Raw genomic sequence first — 16734 nt, forward strand, 5'->3', positions numbered from 1 at the left:
TTTATGCCGAACCTGTTCCGTGTAGGAGCTGCCAAAGGCTGCGATCTTTTGATCTTGATCTTTTCTGGGCTACTGAAAAGCAAGATCAAAAGATCGCAGCCTGCGGCAGCTCCTACAGGGTATTGCGTGATTAACGGACGTTCAGCACGAAGCTGACGCGGGTCAGCCACTCCGCTTCCAGGGCGAAGTCGGCCTGGGTCAACTGGTTGTCGTCCAGCCAGTGCTCCGGGAATAACACATCCAGGCTGTCGCCATTGGCGTGCAGCACCACTTGTGGCATCTCCTGGGTACCGCGGATGTGATGGAACAGAATCGCAAAGCGCAGCAGCACGCACAGACGAATCAGCTTGATGCCGTCGTCACCGAAGTCGGCGAACTTGTCTTTGGGAATGTTGCGTCGGTGGCCACGCACCAGCAGCGCGAGCATTTGCTGGTCTTCGCGGGAGAATCCGGCGAGGTCCGAGTGCTCGATCAGGTAGGCGCCGTGCTTGTGGTACTGATAGTGGGCGATGTCCAGGCCCACTTCATGGACCTTGGCCGCCCAGCCCAGCAATTCGCGCCAGACGCCGTCGTTCAGATCCCAGTCTTCAGCCACTTGATCGAAGGCGTGCAGTGCCTTGCGTTCGACTCGTACGGCTTGTTCCAGGTCGACGTGGTAACGCTCCATCAGCGAGCTGAGCGTGCGCTCACGGACGTCTTCATGATGATGACGGCCCAGCAGGTCATAGAGCACGCCTTCGCGCAGGGCACCTTCACAGTGATCCATGCGTTGCAGTTCGAGGGAGTCGAAGATCGCTTCGAGAATCGCCAACCCGGCGGGGAAGATCGCCCGGCGGTCGGGCTTGATACCTTCGAAATCGATTTTCTCGATATCGCCGAGTTTGAACAACTTGCGCTTGAGCCAGGCCAAGCCTTCGGCATTCACTTCACCAGTGCCATGCCCGCCAGCCTTCAGCGCCAGGCCAATGGCGCGAATGGTGCCCGAGGAGCCGATGGCTTCATCCCAGGTCAGGCGGTGCAGGGCGTGTTCGATGCTCATGATCTCCAGCCGCGCCGCAGTGTACGCTTGGGCGTAGCGGGCCGGGGTGATCTTGCCATCCTTGAAATAGCGCTGGGTGAAGCTGACGCAGCCCATTTGCAGGCTTTCGCGCAGCAGCGGTTCGAAGCGCTGGCCGATGATGAATTCAGTACTGCCGCCGCCGATGTCGGCCACCAGGCGCTTGCCCGGCGTGTCGGCGAGGGTGTGGGAGACGCCGAGGTAAATCAGGCGAGCTTCTTCACGGCCGGAGATCACTTCTACCGGATGGCCAAGAATTTCTTCGGCGCGACGGATGAATTCGGCGCGGTTACGGGCTTCGCGCAGGGCGTTGGTGCCGACGATCCGCACGGTGCCGGGCGGCATACCGCTGATCAGTTGGGCGAAACGCTTCAGGCAATCGAGCCCGCGCTGCATGGATTCTTCGCTGAGTTGACGTTCTTCGTCGATGCCGGCGGCCAGCTGAACCTTCTCCCCGAGACGTTCGAGAATCCGGATTTCGCCGTTCTGGGCCTTGGCCACGACCATGTGAAAGCTGTTGGAGCCCAGGTCGATTGCGGCGATCAGGGACAGATTCTTGGCTTGGGATTGCGGCATGGTCAGGGGGTCTCGGTCGATAACCTCGACATCCTGCCACGATCAAACGCTGCCGCCAACGCGTAGGAGCTGTCGAAGGCTGCGATCTTTTACCACGGGGGCATTCGTGGCGTTGCAGATGGCCTCTTCGCGGGCAAGCCCGCTCCCACAAGTTTTTGCGTCGAACACATGATCGCGTTCCAACAGAGAACCCTGTGGGAGCGGGCTTGCCCGCGAAGGCGGCCTCAAAGGCACTAAATATCCTTCAGCCTGCCGCTTCCACCGTCCCAATGAAATTCGCCAGCTCCGCCGTCTGCGGGTTGGCAAACAACACCTTCGGATCCCCCACCTCATGCACCTTGCCGTGGTGCATGAACACCAATTTGTCCCCAACCTCGCGGGCAAAGCGCATTTCATGGGTGACCATGATCAGCGTCATGCCCTCCTTGGCCAATTGCCGGACCACGCTCAGCACTTCGTTCACCAGTTCCGGATCCAGCGCCGAGGTGATCTCGTCGCATAGCAAGACTTTCGGCGACATCGCCAAGGCACGAGCAATCGCCACCCGCTGTTGCTGGCCGCCAGACAGTCGATCCGGGAACGCATCAAACTTCTCTCCCAGCCCGACCCGTTCCAGCATCTGCCGCGCCAGTTCGGCGGCTTTGGCTTTCGGCACTTTCTGCACCACTTGCGGCGCAAGCATGACGTTTTCGCCCACAGTCAGGTGCGGGAACAGATTGAACTGCTGGAACACCATCCCGACTTTCTGCCGCAGGCTGCGCAGGTCGGCGCGGGCGGCGTCGAGGTATTCGCCGTCGACTTCGATCACGCCGTCATTGATCGATTCCAGACCATTGAGGGTGCGCAACAAGGTGGATTTGCCCGAGCCGCTGCGGCCGATGATCGCCACCACCTGGCCTTCGTCGACACTCAGGTCGATGCCTTTGAGCACATGGTGATCGCCGTAATATTTATGCAGGGCGGAAATTCTAAGCAGAGGCATGCAGTCTCCTTTCCAGGTAGCGCGCACTGAGGGACAAGGGGTAGCAGAGCAGGAAGTAACCGAGCGCCACCAGGCCGTAGACCATGAAGGGCTCGAAGGTCGCGTTGGCGAGCATGCCGCCGGTCTTGGTCAGTTCGGTAAAGCCGATGATTGAGGTGACTGCGGTGCCTTTGACCACTTGCACCGAGAAGCCCACGGTCGGCGCCACGGCGATGCGCAGGGCTTGCGGCAGGATCACGTAACGCAATTGCTCCAGCGGATTGAGCGCCAGACTCGACGAGGCTTCCCACTGGCCGTTGGGGATCGAGTCGACACAACCGCGCCAGATCTCCGCCAGATAGGCGCTGGTGAACAGCGTCAAGGCAATCGCCGCGGCCATCCACGGTGAAATTTCTACCCCGGCCAACGCCACACCGAAGAACACCAGAAACAGCTGCATCAATAGCGGCGTGCCCTGGAACAGTTCGATGTAGGTGCGGGCGAAGTTGCTGGGCAGGGATTTTTTTGAAATCCGCATCACCATGATCAGCAAACCGATCAGCCCACCGCCGATAAACGCCACCAGCGACAATGCCAGGGTCCATTGCAGGCCCGTGAGCAGGTTGCGCAGGATGTCCCAGAAGGTGAAATCGCTCATTGGCTGCTGCTCCTTGCTATGTAGCGCCGGCCGATCCAGTTCAGCAATTGGCGGATCAGCAGCGCCATGCACAGGTAGATCAGTGTGGTCAGGGCATAGGTTTCAAAGGCGCGGAAGTTGCGCGATTGAATGAAGTTGGCGGCGAAGCTCAGCTCTTCGGTGGCGATCTGCGAGCAGACCGCCGAGCCGAGCATCACGATGATGATCTGGCTGCTCAGGGCCGGCCAGACCTTGCCCAGCGCCGGCAACAGAACCACGTGACGGAAGGCTTCGAAGCGCGTCATCGCCAGGGCGGCTGCGGCTTCCAGCTGCCCGCGAGGGATCGCTTGAATGCCGGCGCGGATGATCTCGGTCGAATAGGCGCCGAGGTTGATCACCATCGCCAGTACCGCCGCCTGCCATTCGGAAATCTGCAGGCCCAGCGACGGCAAGCCGAAGAAGATGAAAAACAACTGCACCAGGAATGGCGTGTTGCGGATCAACTCGACGTAAACCCCGAAAATGCCGGCGAACGGGCGGATGTTCCACGCCCGCACCAGTGCCCCGACGATGCCCAGGCCGACCCCGAGCACCGCGCCAATGGCCGTCAACTCAAGGGTGAACAGCGCACCGCGCAGCAGCAGGTCGGTGTTTTCCACCACCGGCAAGAAATCGAACTGATAAGCCATAAATCGTCTCCCGCGCGAACGATCAGAGATCGGCCGGCAGCGGCTCTTTCAGCCAGGTTTGCAAATTCTTTTCCAGCGCCCCGTCAGCTTTGGCCGTGGTGAGGATGTCGTTGACCTTGCCCAGCAGCGCCGGCTCGTTCTTGTTCACGCCAACGTAAACCGGCGAATCCTTGAGCTTCACTTTCAGGGCCGGCACGCGTTTCGGGTTTTTCTCGCTGATCGCTACCATCACCACGTTGCCACTGGCGATCAGGTCGACCTGGCCGGCGAGGTAGGCGGCGATGGTCGAGTTGTTGTCTTCGAAGCGTTTGATGGTCGCGCCTTCGGGAGCGACTTTGGTCAACTCGATGTCTTCAATGGCGCCACGGGTGACGCTGATGGTTTTGCCCTTGAGATCGTCCAGGCCCTTGATGGCGGCGTCTGGAGGGCCGAACACGGCGAGGTAGAACGGTGCGTAGGCACGGGAGAAGTCGATGACTTTTTCGCGCTCAGGGTTCTTGCCGAGGCTGGAAATCACCAAATCGACTTTGCCGGTGGTCAGGAACGGAATGCGGTTGGTGCTGTTGACCGGGGTCAGCTCGAGTTTGACCTTGAGTTGGTCGGCCAGCAGTTTGGCGGTGTCGATGTCCAAGCCGCGAGGTTTCATGTCCGGGCCGACCGAGCCGAATGGCGGGAAGTCCTGGGGCACGGCAACTTTGAGGGTTCCGCGTTTGACCACGTCCTCCAGACCGTCGGCGTGGGCGGGTGCCTGGCTCAGCATCAGGCTGGCAAACAGGGCTGCGAGGAGGACGCTGTAACGCTGGGTCATGGCAAATCTCCGGATCGGCGGGAAGTGATTTCTGCGGATCGACAGAGCACGGGCCATGCCAAGATTAGGTTTTGGGGGGCGCAGGCCACGGTTTTGCTGGTGTCGTTCGGTCTTACTGGTCTGAACAGTTGGGTGGCATTTCGCACCCTGATGGCGCACCCGTGAAAATTCCCGAACCCCCATGGGGCACGACTTGCCGGACGTCGCGAATAGCTTTACAACTAGCCGCTCATTGGCCTGGCTCGTCTGAAAAAACCATGAACTCGATCTCCCGCGCCGTACCTGAAGTGGCGCTGCAAGCCATCCGCAAACTGATCACCGAGCAAGGTTTCGGGGCGGGGGATGCCTTGCCCTCGCAACGGGACCTGGCGGTGCAATTGGGGGTCAGTCGGGCATCATTGCGTGAGGCGTTATCGTCCCTGAGTGCGCTGGGCGTGATCAGTATCCAGCCAGGCAAGGGCGTGTTCGTGCAGTCACCGGTCGATCTGCCCCGGGGCGATGCGGCGCCGGGCTGGCCGTTCGCGGCTCAGGCATCGCCGCTGGACATCTTCCAGTTGCGCTACGCGCTGGAAGGTTTTGCCGCCGGGCTGGCGGCTGTGACCCTGAGCACCGATGAGCTCGATGCCCTGGAAGACAATGTCGCCGCCATGCGCAACGAACTGCGTGCCGCTGATTTCGATGCAGCGGCACGACTGGATTTCGAGTTTCACCGGCGCATCCTCCTGGCCAGCGGCAATCAGGCGATGTTGAGCATCCTTACCGCCAGCGCCGACATCTTCCTGGAGAGCCAGAAGCTACCGTTCATCCGGGCCGAACGCGCCATGGAAACCTGGCAGGAACACCGTAAAATCCTCCGCGCGCTGGCTCGTCGGGCCTCTGGCGCCGCGCAGAAGGCGATGCAAGAGCATGTGCGCAACGCCGCCCTGCGCACCGGAATTGCTTTCGTCGCTCCCGCCACCTCATGACTTGAGCTATACCCAAACTCATGGACCACCATAGCGAGACTCAATCATCTGCGGCTTCCTGAACACGGGAAGGGCGGCTATGATGGGCCACGTTTTTTATTGCTTACAACCCGGAGACATCCATGAGCAGCGATCTTATCAAGCACGTCACCGACGCTAACTTCGAAGAAGAAGTACTGAAGGCTGCTGGCCCTGTGCTTGTTGACTACTGGGCTGAGTGGTGCGGCCCTTGCAAAATGATCGCCCCGGTTTTGGACGAGATCGCTGGCACCTACGCTGGCAAGCTGACCGTCGCCAAGCTGAACATCGACGAAAACCAGGAAACCCCGGCCAAGCACGGCGTACGTGGTATCCCGACGCTGATGCTGTTCAAGAACGGCAACGTCGAAGCCACCAAGGTCGGCGCGCTGTCGAAGTCGCAACTGGCTGCTTTTCTCGACGCCAACATCTAAGCGTTGTTATAAAGCGTCATGAAAAGGCCCCGCATAATGCGGGGCCTTTTCGTTATTGAGGGCTAGACGCTCCGAAACTCAGGTGGTACATTCGGCCCCGCACTGGTTTCTCCACTGCCCCCTGCTAGCCGTCGCCGACGCACTCCTTTTCGAATAAGTACGCGATCCTGTCGCCTTCTCTGCGGCGCGGCCTCATTAAGCCAAAAGCTTAATTTCCCCCCTCCATAAATGATTACGTCATTCCTATATGAATCTGACTGAACTCAAGCAAAAGCCGATTACCGAACTGCTCGAATTGGCCGAACAGATGGGCATAGAAAATATGGCCCGTTCGCGCAAGCAGGACGTGATTTTCTCCCTGCTCAAAAAGCACGCTAAAAGCGGCGAGGAAATCTCCGGTGATGGCGTGCTGGAGATTCTCCAGGACGGCTTCGGCTTCCTGCGCTCCGCTGACGCTTCCTATCTCGCCGGCCCAGACGATATCTACGTCTCGCCGAGCCAGATCCGCCGCTTCAACTTGCGCACCGGTGACACCATCGTTGGCAAGATCCGCCCTCCAAAGGAAGGCGAGCGGTATTTCGCGCTGCTCAAGGTCGACACGATCAACTACGATCGTCCCGAGAACGCGAAAAACAAGATTCTCTTCGAGAACCTGACCCCGCTGTTCCCGACCGTGCGCATGAAGATGGAGGCCGGCAACGGTTCCACCGAAGACTTGACTGGTCGTGTCATCGACCTGTGCGCCCCGATCGGTAAAGGCCAGCGCGGCCTGATCGTTGCACCGCCGAAAGCCGGTAAAACGATCATGCTGCAGAACATCGCGGCGAACATCGCACGTAACAATCCTGAAGTTCATCTGATCGTATTGCTGATCGACGAACGTCCGGAAGAAGTGACTGAAATGCAGCGCACCGTTCGCGGCGAAGTGGTTGCCTCGACGTTCGACGAACCGCCAACCCGCCACGTGCAGGTTGCCGAAATGGTGATCGAGAAGGCCAAGCGCCTGGTCGAACACAAAAAGGACGTGGTGATCCTGCTCGACTCCATCACCCGTCTGGCGCGTGCTTACAACACCGTGATCCCGAGCTCCGGCAAGGTACTGACCGGTGGTGTCGATGCCCACGCCCTGGAGAAACCGAAACGTTTCTTCGGCGCTGCACGGAACATCGAAGAAGGCGGCTCGCTGACCATCATCGCTACCGCGCTGGTTGAAACCGGCTCGAAGATGGACGAAGTGATCTACGAAGAATTCAAAGGCACCGGCAACATGGAACTGCCTCTGGATCGCAAGATCGCTGAAAAACGTGTGTTCCCGGCCATCAACATCAACCGCTCCGGTACTCGCCGCGAAGAGTTGCTGACAGCCGACGACGAACTGCAGCGTATGTGGATCCTGCGCAAGCTGCTGCACCCGATGGACGAAGTCTCTGCCATCGAGTTCCTGGTCGACAAGCTGAAACAGACCAAGACCAACGACGAGTTCTTCCTGTCGATGAAACGTAAGTAAATCGCAGAAAGTCAGCAAAAGCCGGGGAAACCCGGCTTTTTGCTATCTGATTTTTGATGTTCGTGGTTCTGAATAGAGGGGTTCGGCGCTAAACTGCCTGCCCCGAACGCCACGGCCAACACGAGGCTCACGCATGCAGTATCGCGACTTGCGCGACTTTATCAGCGGCCTGGAAAAGCGCGGCGAACTCAAGCGCATCCAGGTTCCAGTGTCCCCAGTGCTCGAAATGACCGAGGTCTGCGATCGCACGTTGCGCGCCAAGGGCCCGGCGCTGCTTTTCGAAAACCCTACCGGTTATGACATTCCAGTACTCGGCAACCTGTTCGGCACCCCCGAGCGCGTGGCGCTGGGCATGGGCGCAGAAGCGGTCAGCGAGTTGCGCGAAATCGGCAAGCTGTTGGCGTTCCTCAAGGAGCCCGAGCCGCCGAAGGGCCTGAAGGACGCCTGGTCCAAGCTGCCGATCTTCCGCAAGATCATTGCCATGGCGCCGAAAGTCGTCAAAGACGCGGTGTGCCAGGAAGTGGTTATCGAAGGCGACGATGTCGATCTGGCGATGTTGCCGGTACAGACCTGCTGGCCGGGCGACGTCGGCCCGCTGATCACCTGGGGCCTGACCGTCACCAAAGGTCCGAACAAGGATCGCCAGAACCTCGGCATCTACCGTCAGCAAGTGATCGGCCGCAACAAGGTGATCATGCGCTGGCTGAGCCATCGTGGTGGCGCGCTGGACTACCGTGAGTGGTGCGAGAAACACCCTGGCCAGCCGTTCCCGGTATCTGTGGCCTTGGGCGCTGACCCGGCAACCATTCTTGGCGCCGTGACGCCGGTGCCGGACAGCCTCTCCGAATACGCTTTCGCCGGTCTGTTGCGCGGTAACCGCACCGAGCTGGTGAAGTGCCGCGGCAATGACCTGCAAGTGCCGGCCACCGCCGAGATCATCCTCGAAGGCGTGATCCATCCGGGCGAAATGGCCGATGAAGGTCCATACGGCGACCACACCGGCTACTACAACGAAGTCGACAGCTTCCCGGTGTTCACCGTCGAGCGCATCACCCACCGGATCAAGCCGATCTACCACAGCACCTACACAGGCCGTCCACCGGATGAGCCGGCGATTCTCGGAGTGGCGCTGAACGAAGTGTTCGTGCCGATCCTGCAAAAGCAGTTTCCGGAGATCACCGACTTTTACCTGCCGCCCGAAGGCTGTTCGTACCGCATGGCCATCGTGACCATGAAGAAGTCGTATCCCGGCCATGCCAAGCGGGTAATGCTCGGTGTCTGGTCGTTTTTGCGACAGTTCATGTACACCAAGTTCGTTATCGTCACCGACGACGATATCAACGCACGGGACTGGAACGACGTGATCTGGGCCATCACCACGCGCATGGACCCCAAGCGTGACACGGTGATGATCGACAACACGCCGATCGACTACCTGGACTTCGCCTCGCCGGTCTCCGGCCTGGGTTCGAAGATGGGACTCGATGCCACGCATAAATGGCCGGGCGAAACCACTCGCGAGTGGGGCCGGGTCATCGTCAAGGATGAAGCCGTTACCCAACGGATCGATGCCATCTGGAATCAGTTAGGAATAGATTGATGCGTGTAACCTTGCAGCCCTCCGGAGCAGTGCTAGAGATTCTGCCCGGCGAGCGGATTCTCGATGGCGCGCGGCGCCTGGGCTATGAATGCCCGCAGAGCTGTCGCAACGGCAATTGCCATGTGTGCGGCGCGTTGCTGGTGGAAGGGCGGGTCGAACAGGCCGGCGATGTGCGTGACCATGGCGAGTTCTACACTTGCATTGCAGAGCCGCTGGAAGACTGCATCGTGCTGTGGGATGGCGTGCTCGCGCTGGGAGAATTGCCGGTGCGCAGCGTGTCGTGTCAGGTCATTGAGTGTAGAGACGTCGGTGGCGATACCTGGCGCGTGCGTCTGCGTGCGCCTGCGGGCAAGCCGCCGCGCTATCACGCTGGCCAGTATCTGATGATCGAGCGCGAGAACGGCGAGAAATCCGCCTTCTCCCTGGCCTCTGCACCGCATTCCGGCCGCGATCTGGAAATTCATGTGCTGGCGCGCGAAAGCAGTGCGCTGAGCCTGATCGAACAGCTTCAGCGCAACTCGATGGTGCGCATCGAGATGCCTTTCGGCGACACCCATCTGGCGGAATTGCCGGACGGTCCACTGGTACTGATTGCTGCCGGTACCGGCATGGGCCAGATTCACAGCCTGATCGAACATTGCCGGGCCACGGGCTTCAAGCACCCAGTGCATCTGTATTGGGGTGTGCGTCGTCCCGAAGACTTTTATGACATTGAGCACTGGGACGAATGGTTGAAATTGCCCAATCTGTTCCTGCATAAAGTCGTCAGCGATCAATGCGGCTGGGGAGGGCGCTGCGGCATGTTGCATGAGGCGGTGTGTGAAGATTTCCCTGATCTGAAAGCCCTGCACGTCTACGCCAGCGGCTCTCCGGCGATGGTCTATGGCACGCTGGATGCGCTGGTCGAAGCAGGGATGGATGCCCATCAAATGCGCGCGGATGTTTTCGCTTACGCGCCCCGATCTTGATCAGCGATTTAAATCGTTATAACTCCCCATATAGCCTATCGGTATTTATAGATTTATATAAATGCCGGTAGGTTATATCTCATTCAGGCAATAAGTCTTAGAGCGCCACCATGGCACTTAAATTGCCTTAAGACATATGTGCCTTATTGTTACAGCGGTGCGTTCTATTAAGTAATTCTTTACCCGCGGGGAGCTGAACGCTATTCGCCATGAGCGCCATTGAATCTGCTTTTTTGAATCTGGCTTACCCTCCGCGGCTCGATCTGGGGCCGCAGCTCACGCACGAACAATTACTCGGCTCAATGCAGGCGACCATGGCACGCCACAAGGGTGGGCCGGTCTGGTTGTTCGCTTATGGTTCGCTGATCTGGCGTCCTGAATGTGCGGCGGTTGAGAGAGTGCGCGGTCGCGTGCATGGCTACCATCGCGGTTTATACCTATGGTCCCACGAACATCGCGGTACACCGGAAGTGCCCGGGCTGGTGTTTGGCCTGGATCGCGGCGGCTCATGCAGCGGGTTTGCCTATCGCTTGCCCGAAGAACAACTCGAAGCTTCGCTTTATGCGCTCTGGCAGCGTGAAATGCCATTTCCGTCCTATCGCCCACACTGGCTCAACTGCCGTCTCGAAGACGGAAGCCAGGTTCAGGCATTGGGATTTGTATTGGAACGGCACCTGCCCAGCTATGCCGGCAACTTGCCGGATCATGTGCTGAGCCAGGTGTTCGAAAGCGCTTGCGGGCGTTACGGCACCACTCGCGAGTATGTCGAGCAGACCGCTCACGCCCTGCGTAGCCACGCCATGCCAGACCGTAATCTGGAGGCGCGGCTCAAGCGCTGCAAATCAAAGGCCGATCAGGCGATCGCTTCGCGGCTCTGACTGGCGACGTTCTTGTGGCCCAGGGTGGGTGCCAGGAACGCCATCGCCAGCAGGCAGGCAACGACCAGCAGGATGAAGCCGCCATCCCAGCCGAAATAGTCCACCGTGTAGCCCATCAGGGCACTGGCCGCGACTGAACCACCCAGATAACCAAACAGACCGGTAAAGCCCGCAGCCGTACCCGCCGCTTTCTTGGGCACCAGCTCCAGCGCTTGCAGGCCCACCAGCATCACCGGGCCATAGATCAGGAAGCCGATCGCGAACAGCGAGATCATGTCGACCATCGGGTTGCCCGGTGGATTCAGCCAGTACACGATCGTTGCAACGGTCACCAGTGCCATGAACACCATGCCCGTCAGGCCACGGTTGCCCCGGAAGATCTTGTCCGACATCCAGCCGCACAGCAGCGTGCCGGGAATGCCTGCCCACTCGTACAGGAAGTAAGCCCAGGACGTCTTGTCGAAGTCGAAGTGCTTGACCTCTTTAAGGTAGGTCGGCGCCCAATCCAGAATGCCGTAGCGCAACAAATAGACGAAGACGTTAGCCAGGGCGATGAACCAAAGCATTTTGTTGCGCAGCACGTATTTGACGAAGATGTCCTTGGCGCTGAATTCTTCTTCGTGGCTGGCGTCGTAGCCTTCCGGGTAATCGTTCTTGTACTTCTCGATGGGCGGCAAGCCCGTCGATTGCGGGGTATCGCGCATGACAATGAAGGCAAATACAGCGACCAGCAACGCCACTGCTGCCGGCACATAGAACTTGCTGTGCCAATCGTTGAACCAGCCCATGCCGAGTATCGCCAGCGGGCCAATCAAGCCGCCGCCGACGTTATGCGCGGTGTTCCATACCGAAACCACACCGCCGCGTTCTTTTTGCGACCACCAGTGCACCATGGTGCGCCCGCTCGGTGGCCAACCCATGCCTTGCGCCCAGCCGTTGATGAACAACAGGATGAACATCATGGTCACGCTGGACGTCGCCCAGGGTGCGAAACCGAAAACGAACATCACCCCGGCGGACACTATCAGGCCAAAGGGCAGGAAGTAACGAGGGTTGGAGCGGTCGGACACGATGCCCATCAAAAACTTGGAAAGACCGTAGGCGATCGCAATCGCCGACATCGCCACCCCGAGTTGGCCTTTTGTATAGCCTTGGGCGATCAGATCCGGGAATGCCAGGGTGAAGTTCTTGCGCAGCAAGTAGTAACCCGCATACCCAATGAAAATCCCGGCGAAGATCTGCCAGCGAAGTCGTTTGTAGGTGTCGTCTATTTTTTCTTCAGGCAATGGAGCCTGATGTGCGGCAGGACGAAAGAAAGCAAACATTCAAGAGCTCCAGATTTCTTGTTTTGACTGCGGATGCGAATGTTACAGTTTCGTTACCGAAAATAGCACCGCTTCACATCGGCCAAACAGGGGAAATGTTGGAGATCGCATGTTCTTTTATGAACATGTCGCTCATATATAAATGCAGGACGGTATGAGGATGGCGGAACCGGGTCGCAGGGCTAGGACCCGGTTTAGATCAAGTAGGTGAGTAAACGATCAGCGAACCTGAACCACCACTTTCCCGACCGCCTTGCGCTGGCCAAGATCATTGATGGCCTGCGCCGCATTGCTCAGGGGATAAACCTGGGACACCAGCGGCTTCAACTTGCCTTCGGCAAACCAGCCAAACAGTTGCTGGAAGTTCGCCGCGTTGTCCTGTGGTTGGCGCTGGGCGAAGGAGCCCCAGAACACGCCGACCACCGCTGCGCCTTTGAGCAGTGCCAGGTTCACGGGCAGCTCAGGGATTCGTCCGCTGGCGAAGCCGACTACCAAAAGGCGGCCGTTCCAGGCGATGGCGCGGATGGCCTGGTCGAACAGGTCGCCGCCCACCGGATCGTAGATCACGTCGGCGCCCTGGCCGTCGGTCAGGCGTTTGATCTCGTCCTTGAGGCTGGTTTCGCTGTAGTTGATCAACTCATCGGCACCGGCGGCCTTGGCCACGGCGAGTTTTTCCGCGCTGCTGGCGGCGGCGATCACCCGGGCGCCCATGGCTTTGCCGATTTCCACCGCGGCGAGGCCGACGCCACCGGAAGCGCCGAGCACCAGCAAGGTTTCGCCGGGTTGCAGGTTGCCTCGTTGCTTGAGGGCGTGCATCGAAGTGCCGTAGGTCATGCTGAATGCGGCGGCGGTGTTGAAGTCCATCGATGGCGGGATCGGCAACACGTTGTAGCCCGGAACCGCGACCTGCTCAGCAAAGCTGCCCCAGCCAGTCAGGGCCATGACCCGGTCACCGACCTTGAGGTGACTGACCTTCTCGCCCACCGCGCTGACCACCCCGGCCGCTTCGCCACCCGGTGAAAACGGGAAGGGTGGTTTGAACTGGTATTTACCCTCGATGATCAACGTGTCCGGGAAATTCACCCCAGCCGCGTGCACGTCCAGCAGGATTTCATTCTTCTTCGCGACAGGGCTGGCGACGTCTTCCAGCACCAGCGATTCGGCAGGGCCGAAGGCTTTGCACAGCACGGCTTTCATCAGGGCTATTCCTTTGGGATTGATGGCCGATAAGTGTAGGTGTGTGAGTCATTGGGTCAACGAGCATGCCCGACCCTGATAGTCAGCCATAAGCTTGTGCTTGAGCGGCGGGTCGTTATGCTTGGCCGCAAACCGGATAAGGAGCGAATTGTGAAAGCGTGGATCATGTTGTTGCTGGCCCTGTCTCTGCCTGTGGCAGCGATGGCCGAAGAAGCCAAAGAAGGTGAGGCCCCGAAGGTCAACTACATCACCCTGAGCCCGCCATTCGTGGGCAACTATGGGCTGGACGGCACGCCGAAGCTCAAGGTCTACAAGGCCGATGTGGCGTTGCGGGTGACCGGTGAAGAAGCGACCAAAGCGGTGAAGGCCAATGAGCCATTGATCCGCAATCAGCTGGTGGCGTTGTTTGCGCAGCAGACCACTGAAACCATGAATAACGTCGAAGCCAAGGAAAAGCTGCGTCAGGAAGCCTTGAAGCAGACCCAGCAGGTGATGAACGACGAGACCGGCAAGCCGGTGGTTGAGGATTTGTTGTTCAACAACCTGATCATTCAATAAGTCTTTTGCTGTCCGGGCAGGCCTCATCGCGGGCAAGCCCGCTCCCACAATGATCTCCAGTGAATGCAGCCTTTGCATCCACCCCAGATCCCTGTGGGAGCGGGCTTGCCCGCGATGACATTCGAAATAGCGCTGGAGATTTTACGGCTTGAGTGCAATCACCGCCGCCCACTGCTCGGCCGTCACTGGCATCACCGACAGCCGCGAACCCTTCTGCACCAGTGGCATCTCGGCCAGCGCCGTTTGCTGCTTCAGATAATCGAGCTTCAGCACCTTGGGAAACGTTTCGGTATGCGCAACATCAATCGCGCTCCAGGCGTTTTTCTCGGCAGTGGCCTTCGGGTCGAAGTAATGACTCTCAGGCTCCAGCGCCGTCGGGTCCGGGTACGCGGCTTCGACAATCTTGCCGATCCCGGCAATTCCCGGCTCCGGGCAGCTGGAGTGATAGAAGAAAAACTCGTCACCCACCGCCATGGCCCGCAGGAAGTTACGCGCCTGGTAGTTGCGAACCCCGTCCCAGCGCGCTCGGCCAAGCTTCTCCAGGTCTTTGATCGAGAGTTCGTCGGGCTCGGATTTCATCAGCCAATAGGCCATGGTTTTGCTCCTTGCGAGGTGAGTGGGCAAGTGGTCGGGCAATTTTATGACAAACCGACAGTCGGTTGACGCCAGCGTTTGCGTGTCGGTTCACGTTGTCGCAAAATGCCGGCCTTCTAAGCTTGACGCTGCTGCACGGCCTACACCTACAACGGAAACCGCTGCTGTCATCGTGTTGATGTGCCTTTGGGGGGCAATCGATGAAACGCAAACCGGATTTACTATGGATTTTGGTAATTTTATTCGGCCTTGGTGTCGTGACCACCGGCTATGCCCAAAGCCTGTGGAACAACAAACCCGATGCTCCCGTCGAGATCGCACAGCAACAGCCGTCGGCCTTCAAGCGCTGAACGTGTCTTTTGGGCGCCGCTGAAATCAGTGGCGTCTAGTCCGCGAAATACCACGCCTTGTCCGTGACCGTTCCCTGCAGCGGCACATCCCAGCTCGCCTGAGCCAATCGTTGAACCTTCTGACATTCATGGGCCAGGCCCAGCAGCGTCGGCTTGCGCCAGTTTTTGCGGCGCGCCAGGTACGCCAGGCTCCTGTCGTAGAAACCACCGCCCATTCCCAGGCGTCCGCCGACATCGTCAAACCCCACCAACGGCAACAACACCAGATCCAGCGCCCAGACTTTGCGTTGTCGAGCGATGTTGTGCCGAGGTTCGGGGATGCGAAAACGGTTGGGTTTGAGCTTTTCGCCGGGATGAATCCGCTGGAACACCATTTTGGTTCGCGGCCAGGCACTGAGCACCGGCAGATAAATCGCCTTGCCCCGACGTTGTGCGGCACGCATCAGCAGGCGCGGATCGATTTCACCGTCGGTGGGCAGGTACAGGGAGATGTGTTTTGCGCGGCGGAACAGCGGGTGCTGGGCCAATTGCTTATACAGCCCGCGAGCGGCGTCGCGCTGCTGACTGGGAGTCAGTGCGCGGCGGGCCTTGCGCAGCATGCGTCGAAGTTGCGGGCGGGGCAGCAGCGCAGGTTCGGTCATGGATTCAGGCTTCGGAAGTGCGAGTACTAAAGCGTACCCGTAAAAAAGCCGATGCCGGTATTTAAACCGGCATCGGACTGGAATCAGGCTCCCCGGATGAACCGCTGTCGACTTAGCCCTTGAACCCGAAAGTTCAAGGTGGAAGATGCAGTAGGCTTTAAGGCTTTCCGTCTAGCGGACATGCACACCAGCCCAACGTGCAACCTCCAGGGTAGTGCGAATCGGCTCAGGGACGTCGTCAACTGGCAAGCACCCCAGGGAGTGATGCGAGTATACCCCAAGCGGTCACGCGAATCAGCCCTTGGTGACATCCGGATCGGTTGCCAGTACCAGATCGACGCGGTCCAGCAGGTCGCGAACCTGCTCACGGGTCGAGCCGCTGGCCTGTACGTCCGGGCGTTCTTCCTTATGCAGAAGATCGTGCGTGATGTTCAGCGCGGCCATCACGGCGATGCGGTCGGCGCCGATGACTTTGCCGCTGCTGCGGATTTCGCGCATCTTGCCGTCCAGGTAACGGGCAGCGCTCACCAGGTTGCTGCGCTCTTCCTGGGGGCAGATGATCGAATATTCTTTGTCGAGGATCTGCACGGTAACGCTATTGCTTGAACTCATGAGTCTTGCTCCAGGGCCTTGAGGCGCGAAATCATCGATTCGACCTTACGCCGGGCGATTTCATTTTTTTCAATGAGGTGCGCGCGTTCCTCGCGCCAGCTCTTTTCCTGAGCTAATAGGAGTCCATTCTGACTCTTTAGTTGCTCGACTCGAGTAATTAGCAGTTCGAGTCTGGCCATCAGCGCTTGCAGGTCGGTGTCTTCCATTGTGTCCACTGAGTTTGTGTCTGATGGATGGCAGGCCCTGTACGAAACTGCCTGCGCGTCGATCATGCTGCGTTAAAAACAGGCTCGCCTGATCGGCGCTCGGCGAGTTTCGTACAGACCCTGGCTGGCGGACAGCCTTTAATAGTCTTGGCG

19 protein-coding genes and 1 other RNA gene are annotated in these 16734 nt (G+C 59.1%); 8 read left to right on the forward strand and 12 right to left on the reverse strand.

Translation table 11 applies throughout. The features are described 5' to 3' along the window. Positions 1–130: 130 nt before the first annotated feature. The 5 genes from ppx to KGB18_RS02035 all read right to left on the reverse strand — a co-directional run bounded on the left by ppx (position 131) and on the right by KGB18_RS02035 (position 4728). The gene (gene ppx, locus KGB18_RS02015) at positions 131–1633 is read right to left on the reverse strand and encodes an exopolyphosphatase (RefSeq protein WP_123720277.1); all 1503 of its coding nucleotides are present in this window, start codon (positions 1631–1633) and stop codon (positions 131–133) included. A gap of 244 nt (positions 1634–1877) precedes the next feature. After that, a complete protein-coding gene (locus KGB18_RS02020) occupies positions 1878–2615 on the reverse strand; it encodes an amino acid ABC transporter ATP-binding protein (protein WP_008076079.1) in 738 nt (245 codons plus the stop codon). After that, positions 2602–3252, reverse strand: coding sequence for an amino acid ABC transporter permease (locus tag KGB18_RS02025; protein WP_008012514.1), 651 nt, complete (start codon positions 3250–3252; stop codon positions 2602–2604). Before KGB18_RS02025 ends, KGB18_RS02020 begins: the two co-directional genes overlap by 14 nt. Next, entirely contained in the window at positions 3249–3920 is a 672-nt protein-coding gene (locus KGB18_RS02030; protein ID WP_008076077.1) for an amino acid ABC transporter permease, read from the reverse strand. The genes KGB18_RS02025 and KGB18_RS02030 overlap by 4 nt, the downstream gene beginning before the upstream one ends. 22 nt (positions 3921–3942) lie before the next feature. Next, entirely contained in the window at positions 3943–4728 is a 786-nt protein-coding gene (locus tag KGB18_RS02035; RefSeq protein ID WP_223569320.1) for a transporter substrate-binding domain-containing protein, read from the reverse strand. Between the two features lie 257 nt (positions 4729–4985). Between KGB18_RS02035 and KGB18_RS02040 the strand changes: the two genes are divergently transcribed. From KGB18_RS02040 to KGB18_RS02065, 6 genes are all read left to right on the forward strand, one after another. Next, positions 4986–5693, forward strand: coding sequence for a FadR/GntR family transcriptional regulator (locus tag KGB18_RS02040; protein ID WP_201061322.1), 708 nt, complete (start codon positions 4986–4988; stop codon positions 5691–5693). A gap of 122 nt (positions 5694–5815) precedes the next feature. Then, positions 5816–6145: a thioredoxin TrxA gene (gene trxA, locus KGB18_RS02045; RefSeq protein ID WP_007899382.1), complete on the forward strand. Its 330-nt coding sequence runs from the start codon at positions 5816–5818 to the stop codon at positions 6143–6145. 247 nt (positions 6146–6392) lie between these two features. Then, the gene (gene rho / locus KGB18_RS02050; RefSeq protein ID WP_007899384.1) at positions 6393–7652 is read left to right on the forward strand and encodes a transcription termination factor Rho; all 1260 of its coding nucleotides are present in this window, start codon (positions 6393–6395) and stop codon (positions 7650–7652) included. Positions 7653–7785: 133 nt separating this feature from the next. Next, positions 7786–9252, forward strand: coding sequence for a 4-hydroxy-3-polyprenylbenzoate decarboxylase (gene ubiD / locus KGB18_RS02055; protein WP_007899385.1), 1467 nt, complete (start codon positions 7786–7788; stop codon positions 9250–9252). Beyond that, positions 9252–10220, forward strand: coding sequence for a CDP-6-deoxy-delta-3,4-glucoseen reductase (locus KGB18_RS02060; protein ID WP_223569321.1), 969 nt, complete (start codon positions 9252–9254; stop codon positions 10218–10220). Before ubiD ends, KGB18_RS02060 begins: the two co-directional genes overlap by 1 nt. Before the next feature lie 209 nt (positions 10221–10429). Further along, the gene (locus KGB18_RS02065) at positions 10430–11098 is read left to right on the forward strand and encodes a gamma-glutamylcyclotransferase (protein WP_038980835.1); all 669 of its coding nucleotides are present in this window, start codon (positions 10430–10432) and stop codon (positions 11096–11098) included. On the opposite strand, the gene glpT is transcribed toward KGB18_RS02065, so the two are convergent. Continuing rightward, complete coding sequence (gene glpT / locus KGB18_RS02070; protein WP_052964553.1) at positions 11074–12423, reverse strand: glycerol-3-phosphate transporter; 1350 nt, start codon at positions 12421–12423, stop codon at positions 11074–11076. The genes KGB18_RS02065 and glpT overlap by 25 nt on opposite strands. Positions 12424–12642: 219 nt before the next feature. Further along, complete coding sequence (locus KGB18_RS02075; protein ID WP_007899393.1) at positions 12643–13620, reverse strand: NADPH:quinone oxidoreductase family protein; 978 nt, start codon at positions 13618–13620, stop codon at positions 12643–12645. Positions 13621–13770: 150 nt separating this feature from the next. Here KGB18_RS02075 and KGB18_RS02080 point away from each other — a divergent pair, with 150 nt between their 5' ends. After that, the gene (locus KGB18_RS02080; RefSeq protein ID WP_123720281.1) at positions 13771–14178 is read left to right on the forward strand and encodes a flagellar basal body-associated protein FliL; all 408 of its coding nucleotides are present in this window, start codon (positions 13771–13773) and stop codon (positions 14176–14178) included. Between the two features lie 141 nt (positions 14179–14319). On the opposite strand, the gene KGB18_RS02085 is transcribed toward KGB18_RS02080, so the two are convergent. Continuing rightward, on the reverse strand, positions 14320–14772 hold the full coding sequence (locus KGB18_RS02085; protein WP_123720282.1) for an EVE domain-containing protein: 453 nt from the start codon (positions 14770–14772) through the stop codon (positions 14320–14322). Between the two features lie 200 nt (positions 14773–14972). On the opposite strand from KGB18_RS02085, the gene KGB18_RS02090 reads away from it, so the two are divergent. Further along, complete coding sequence (locus KGB18_RS02090; protein WP_018927582.1) at positions 14973–15122, forward strand: hypothetical protein; 150 nt, start codon at positions 14973–14975, stop codon at positions 15120–15122. Positions 15123–15157: 35 nt separating this feature from the next. Here the strand turns inward: KGB18_RS02090 and KGB18_RS02095 are convergent, their stop codons facing one another. The 4 genes from KGB18_RS02095 to KGB18_RS02110 all read right to left on the reverse strand — a co-directional run bounded on the left by KGB18_RS02095 (position 15158) and on the right by KGB18_RS02110 (position 16581). After that, positions 15158–15763, reverse strand: coding sequence for a 5-formyltetrahydrofolate cyclo-ligase (locus KGB18_RS02095; protein ID WP_123720283.1), 606 nt, complete (start codon positions 15761–15763; stop codon positions 15158–15160). Between the two features lie 85 nt (positions 15764–15848). Then, a non-coding RNA gene (ssrS, locus tag KGB18_RS02100) (6S RNA) lies at positions 15849–16027 on the reverse strand. Positions 16028–16057: 30 nt separating this feature from the next. Further along, positions 16058–16375 (reverse strand): cell division protein ZapA, encoded by a 318-nt coding sequence (locus KGB18_RS02105; RefSeq protein WP_007942435.1) that lies wholly within the window; start codon positions 16373–16375, stop codon positions 16058–16060. Next, a complete protein-coding gene (locus KGB18_RS02110) occupies positions 16372–16581 on the reverse strand; it encodes a TIGR02449 family protein (RefSeq protein ID WP_007899405.1) in 210 nt (69 codons plus the stop codon). Before KGB18_RS02110 ends, KGB18_RS02105 begins: the two co-directional genes overlap by 4 nt. Positions 16582–16734: the final 153 nt, after the last annotated feature.

Source organism: Pseudomonas sp. BF-R-26, assembly GCF_019947395.1.
GTDB classification, from domain to species: Bacteria; Pseudomonadota; Gammaproteobacteria; order Pseudomonadales; family Pseudomonadaceae; genus Aquipseudomonas; species Aquipseudomonas farris.

Excerpts from the sequence above, each read along its gene's own strand:
- glpT (WP_052964553.1), bottom strand. The coding sequence starts at position 12,423 with ATGTTTGCTTTCTTTCGTCCTGCCGCACATCAGGCTCCATTGCCTGAA.
- KGB18_RS02020 (WP_008076079.1), bottom strand. The coding sequence starts at position 2,615 with ATGCCTCTGCTTAGAATTTCCGCCCTGCATAAATATTACGGCGATCAC.
- KGB18_RS02105 (WP_007942435.1), bottom strand. The coding sequence starts at position 16,375 with ATGAGTTCAAGCAATAGCGTTACCGTGCAGATCCTCGACAAAGAATAT.
- rho (WP_007899384.1), top strand. The coding sequence starts at position 6,393 with ATGAATCTGACTGAACTCAAGCAAAAGCCGATTACCGAACTGCTCGAA.
- KGB18_RS02040 (WP_201061322.1), top strand. The coding sequence starts at position 4,986 with ATGAACTCGATCTCCCGCGCCGTACCTGAAGTGGCGCTGCAAGCCATC.
- KGB18_RS02095 (WP_123720283.1), bottom strand. The coding sequence starts at position 15,763 with ATGACCGAACCTGCGCTGCTGCCCCGCCCGCAACTTCGACGCATGCTG.
- ubiD (WP_007899385.1), top strand. The coding sequence starts at position 7,786 with ATGCAGTATCGCGACTTGCGCGACTTTATCAGCGGCCTGGAAAAGCGC.
- KGB18_RS02075 (WP_007899393.1), bottom strand. The coding sequence starts at position 13,620 with ATGAAAGCCGTGCTGTGCAAAGCCTTCGGCCCTGCCGAATCGCTGGTG.
- KGB18_RS02035 (WP_223569320.1), bottom strand. The coding sequence starts at position 4,728 with ATGACCCAGCGTTACAGCGTCCTCCTCGCAGCCCTGTTTGCCAGCCTG.
- KGB18_RS02060 (WP_223569321.1), top strand. The coding sequence starts at position 9,252 with ATGCGTGTAACCTTGCAGCCCTCCGGAGCAGTGCTAGAGATTCTGCCC.
- KGB18_RS02025 (WP_008012514.1), bottom strand. The coding sequence starts at position 3,252 with ATGAGCGATTTCACCTTCTGGGACATCCTGCGCAACCTGCTCACGGGC.
- KGB18_RS02090 (WP_018927582.1), top strand. The coding sequence starts at position 14,973 with ATGAAACGCAAACCGGATTTACTATGGATTTTGGTAATTTTATTCGGC.
- KGB18_RS02030 (WP_008076077.1), bottom strand. The coding sequence starts at position 3,920 with ATGGCTTATCAGTTCGATTTCTTGCCGGTGGTGGAAAACACCGACCTG.
- KGB18_RS02065 (WP_038980835.1), top strand. The coding sequence starts at position 10,430 with ATGAGCGCCATTGAATCTGCTTTTTTGAATCTGGCTTACCCTCCGCGG.
- ppx (WP_123720277.1), bottom strand. The coding sequence starts at position 1,633 with ATGCCGCAATCCCAAGCCAAGAATCTGTCCCTGATCGCCGCAATCGAC.
- KGB18_RS02085 (WP_123720282.1), bottom strand. The coding sequence starts at position 14,772 with ATGGCCTATTGGCTGATGAAATCCGAGCCCGACGAACTCTCGATCAAA.
- trxA (WP_007899382.1), top strand. The coding sequence starts at position 5,816 with ATGAGCAGCGATCTTATCAAGCACGTCACCGACGCTAACTTCGAAGAA.
- KGB18_RS02110 (WP_007899405.1), bottom strand. The coding sequence starts at position 16,581 with ATGGAAGACACCGACCTGCAAGCGCTGATGGCCAGACTCGAACTGCTA.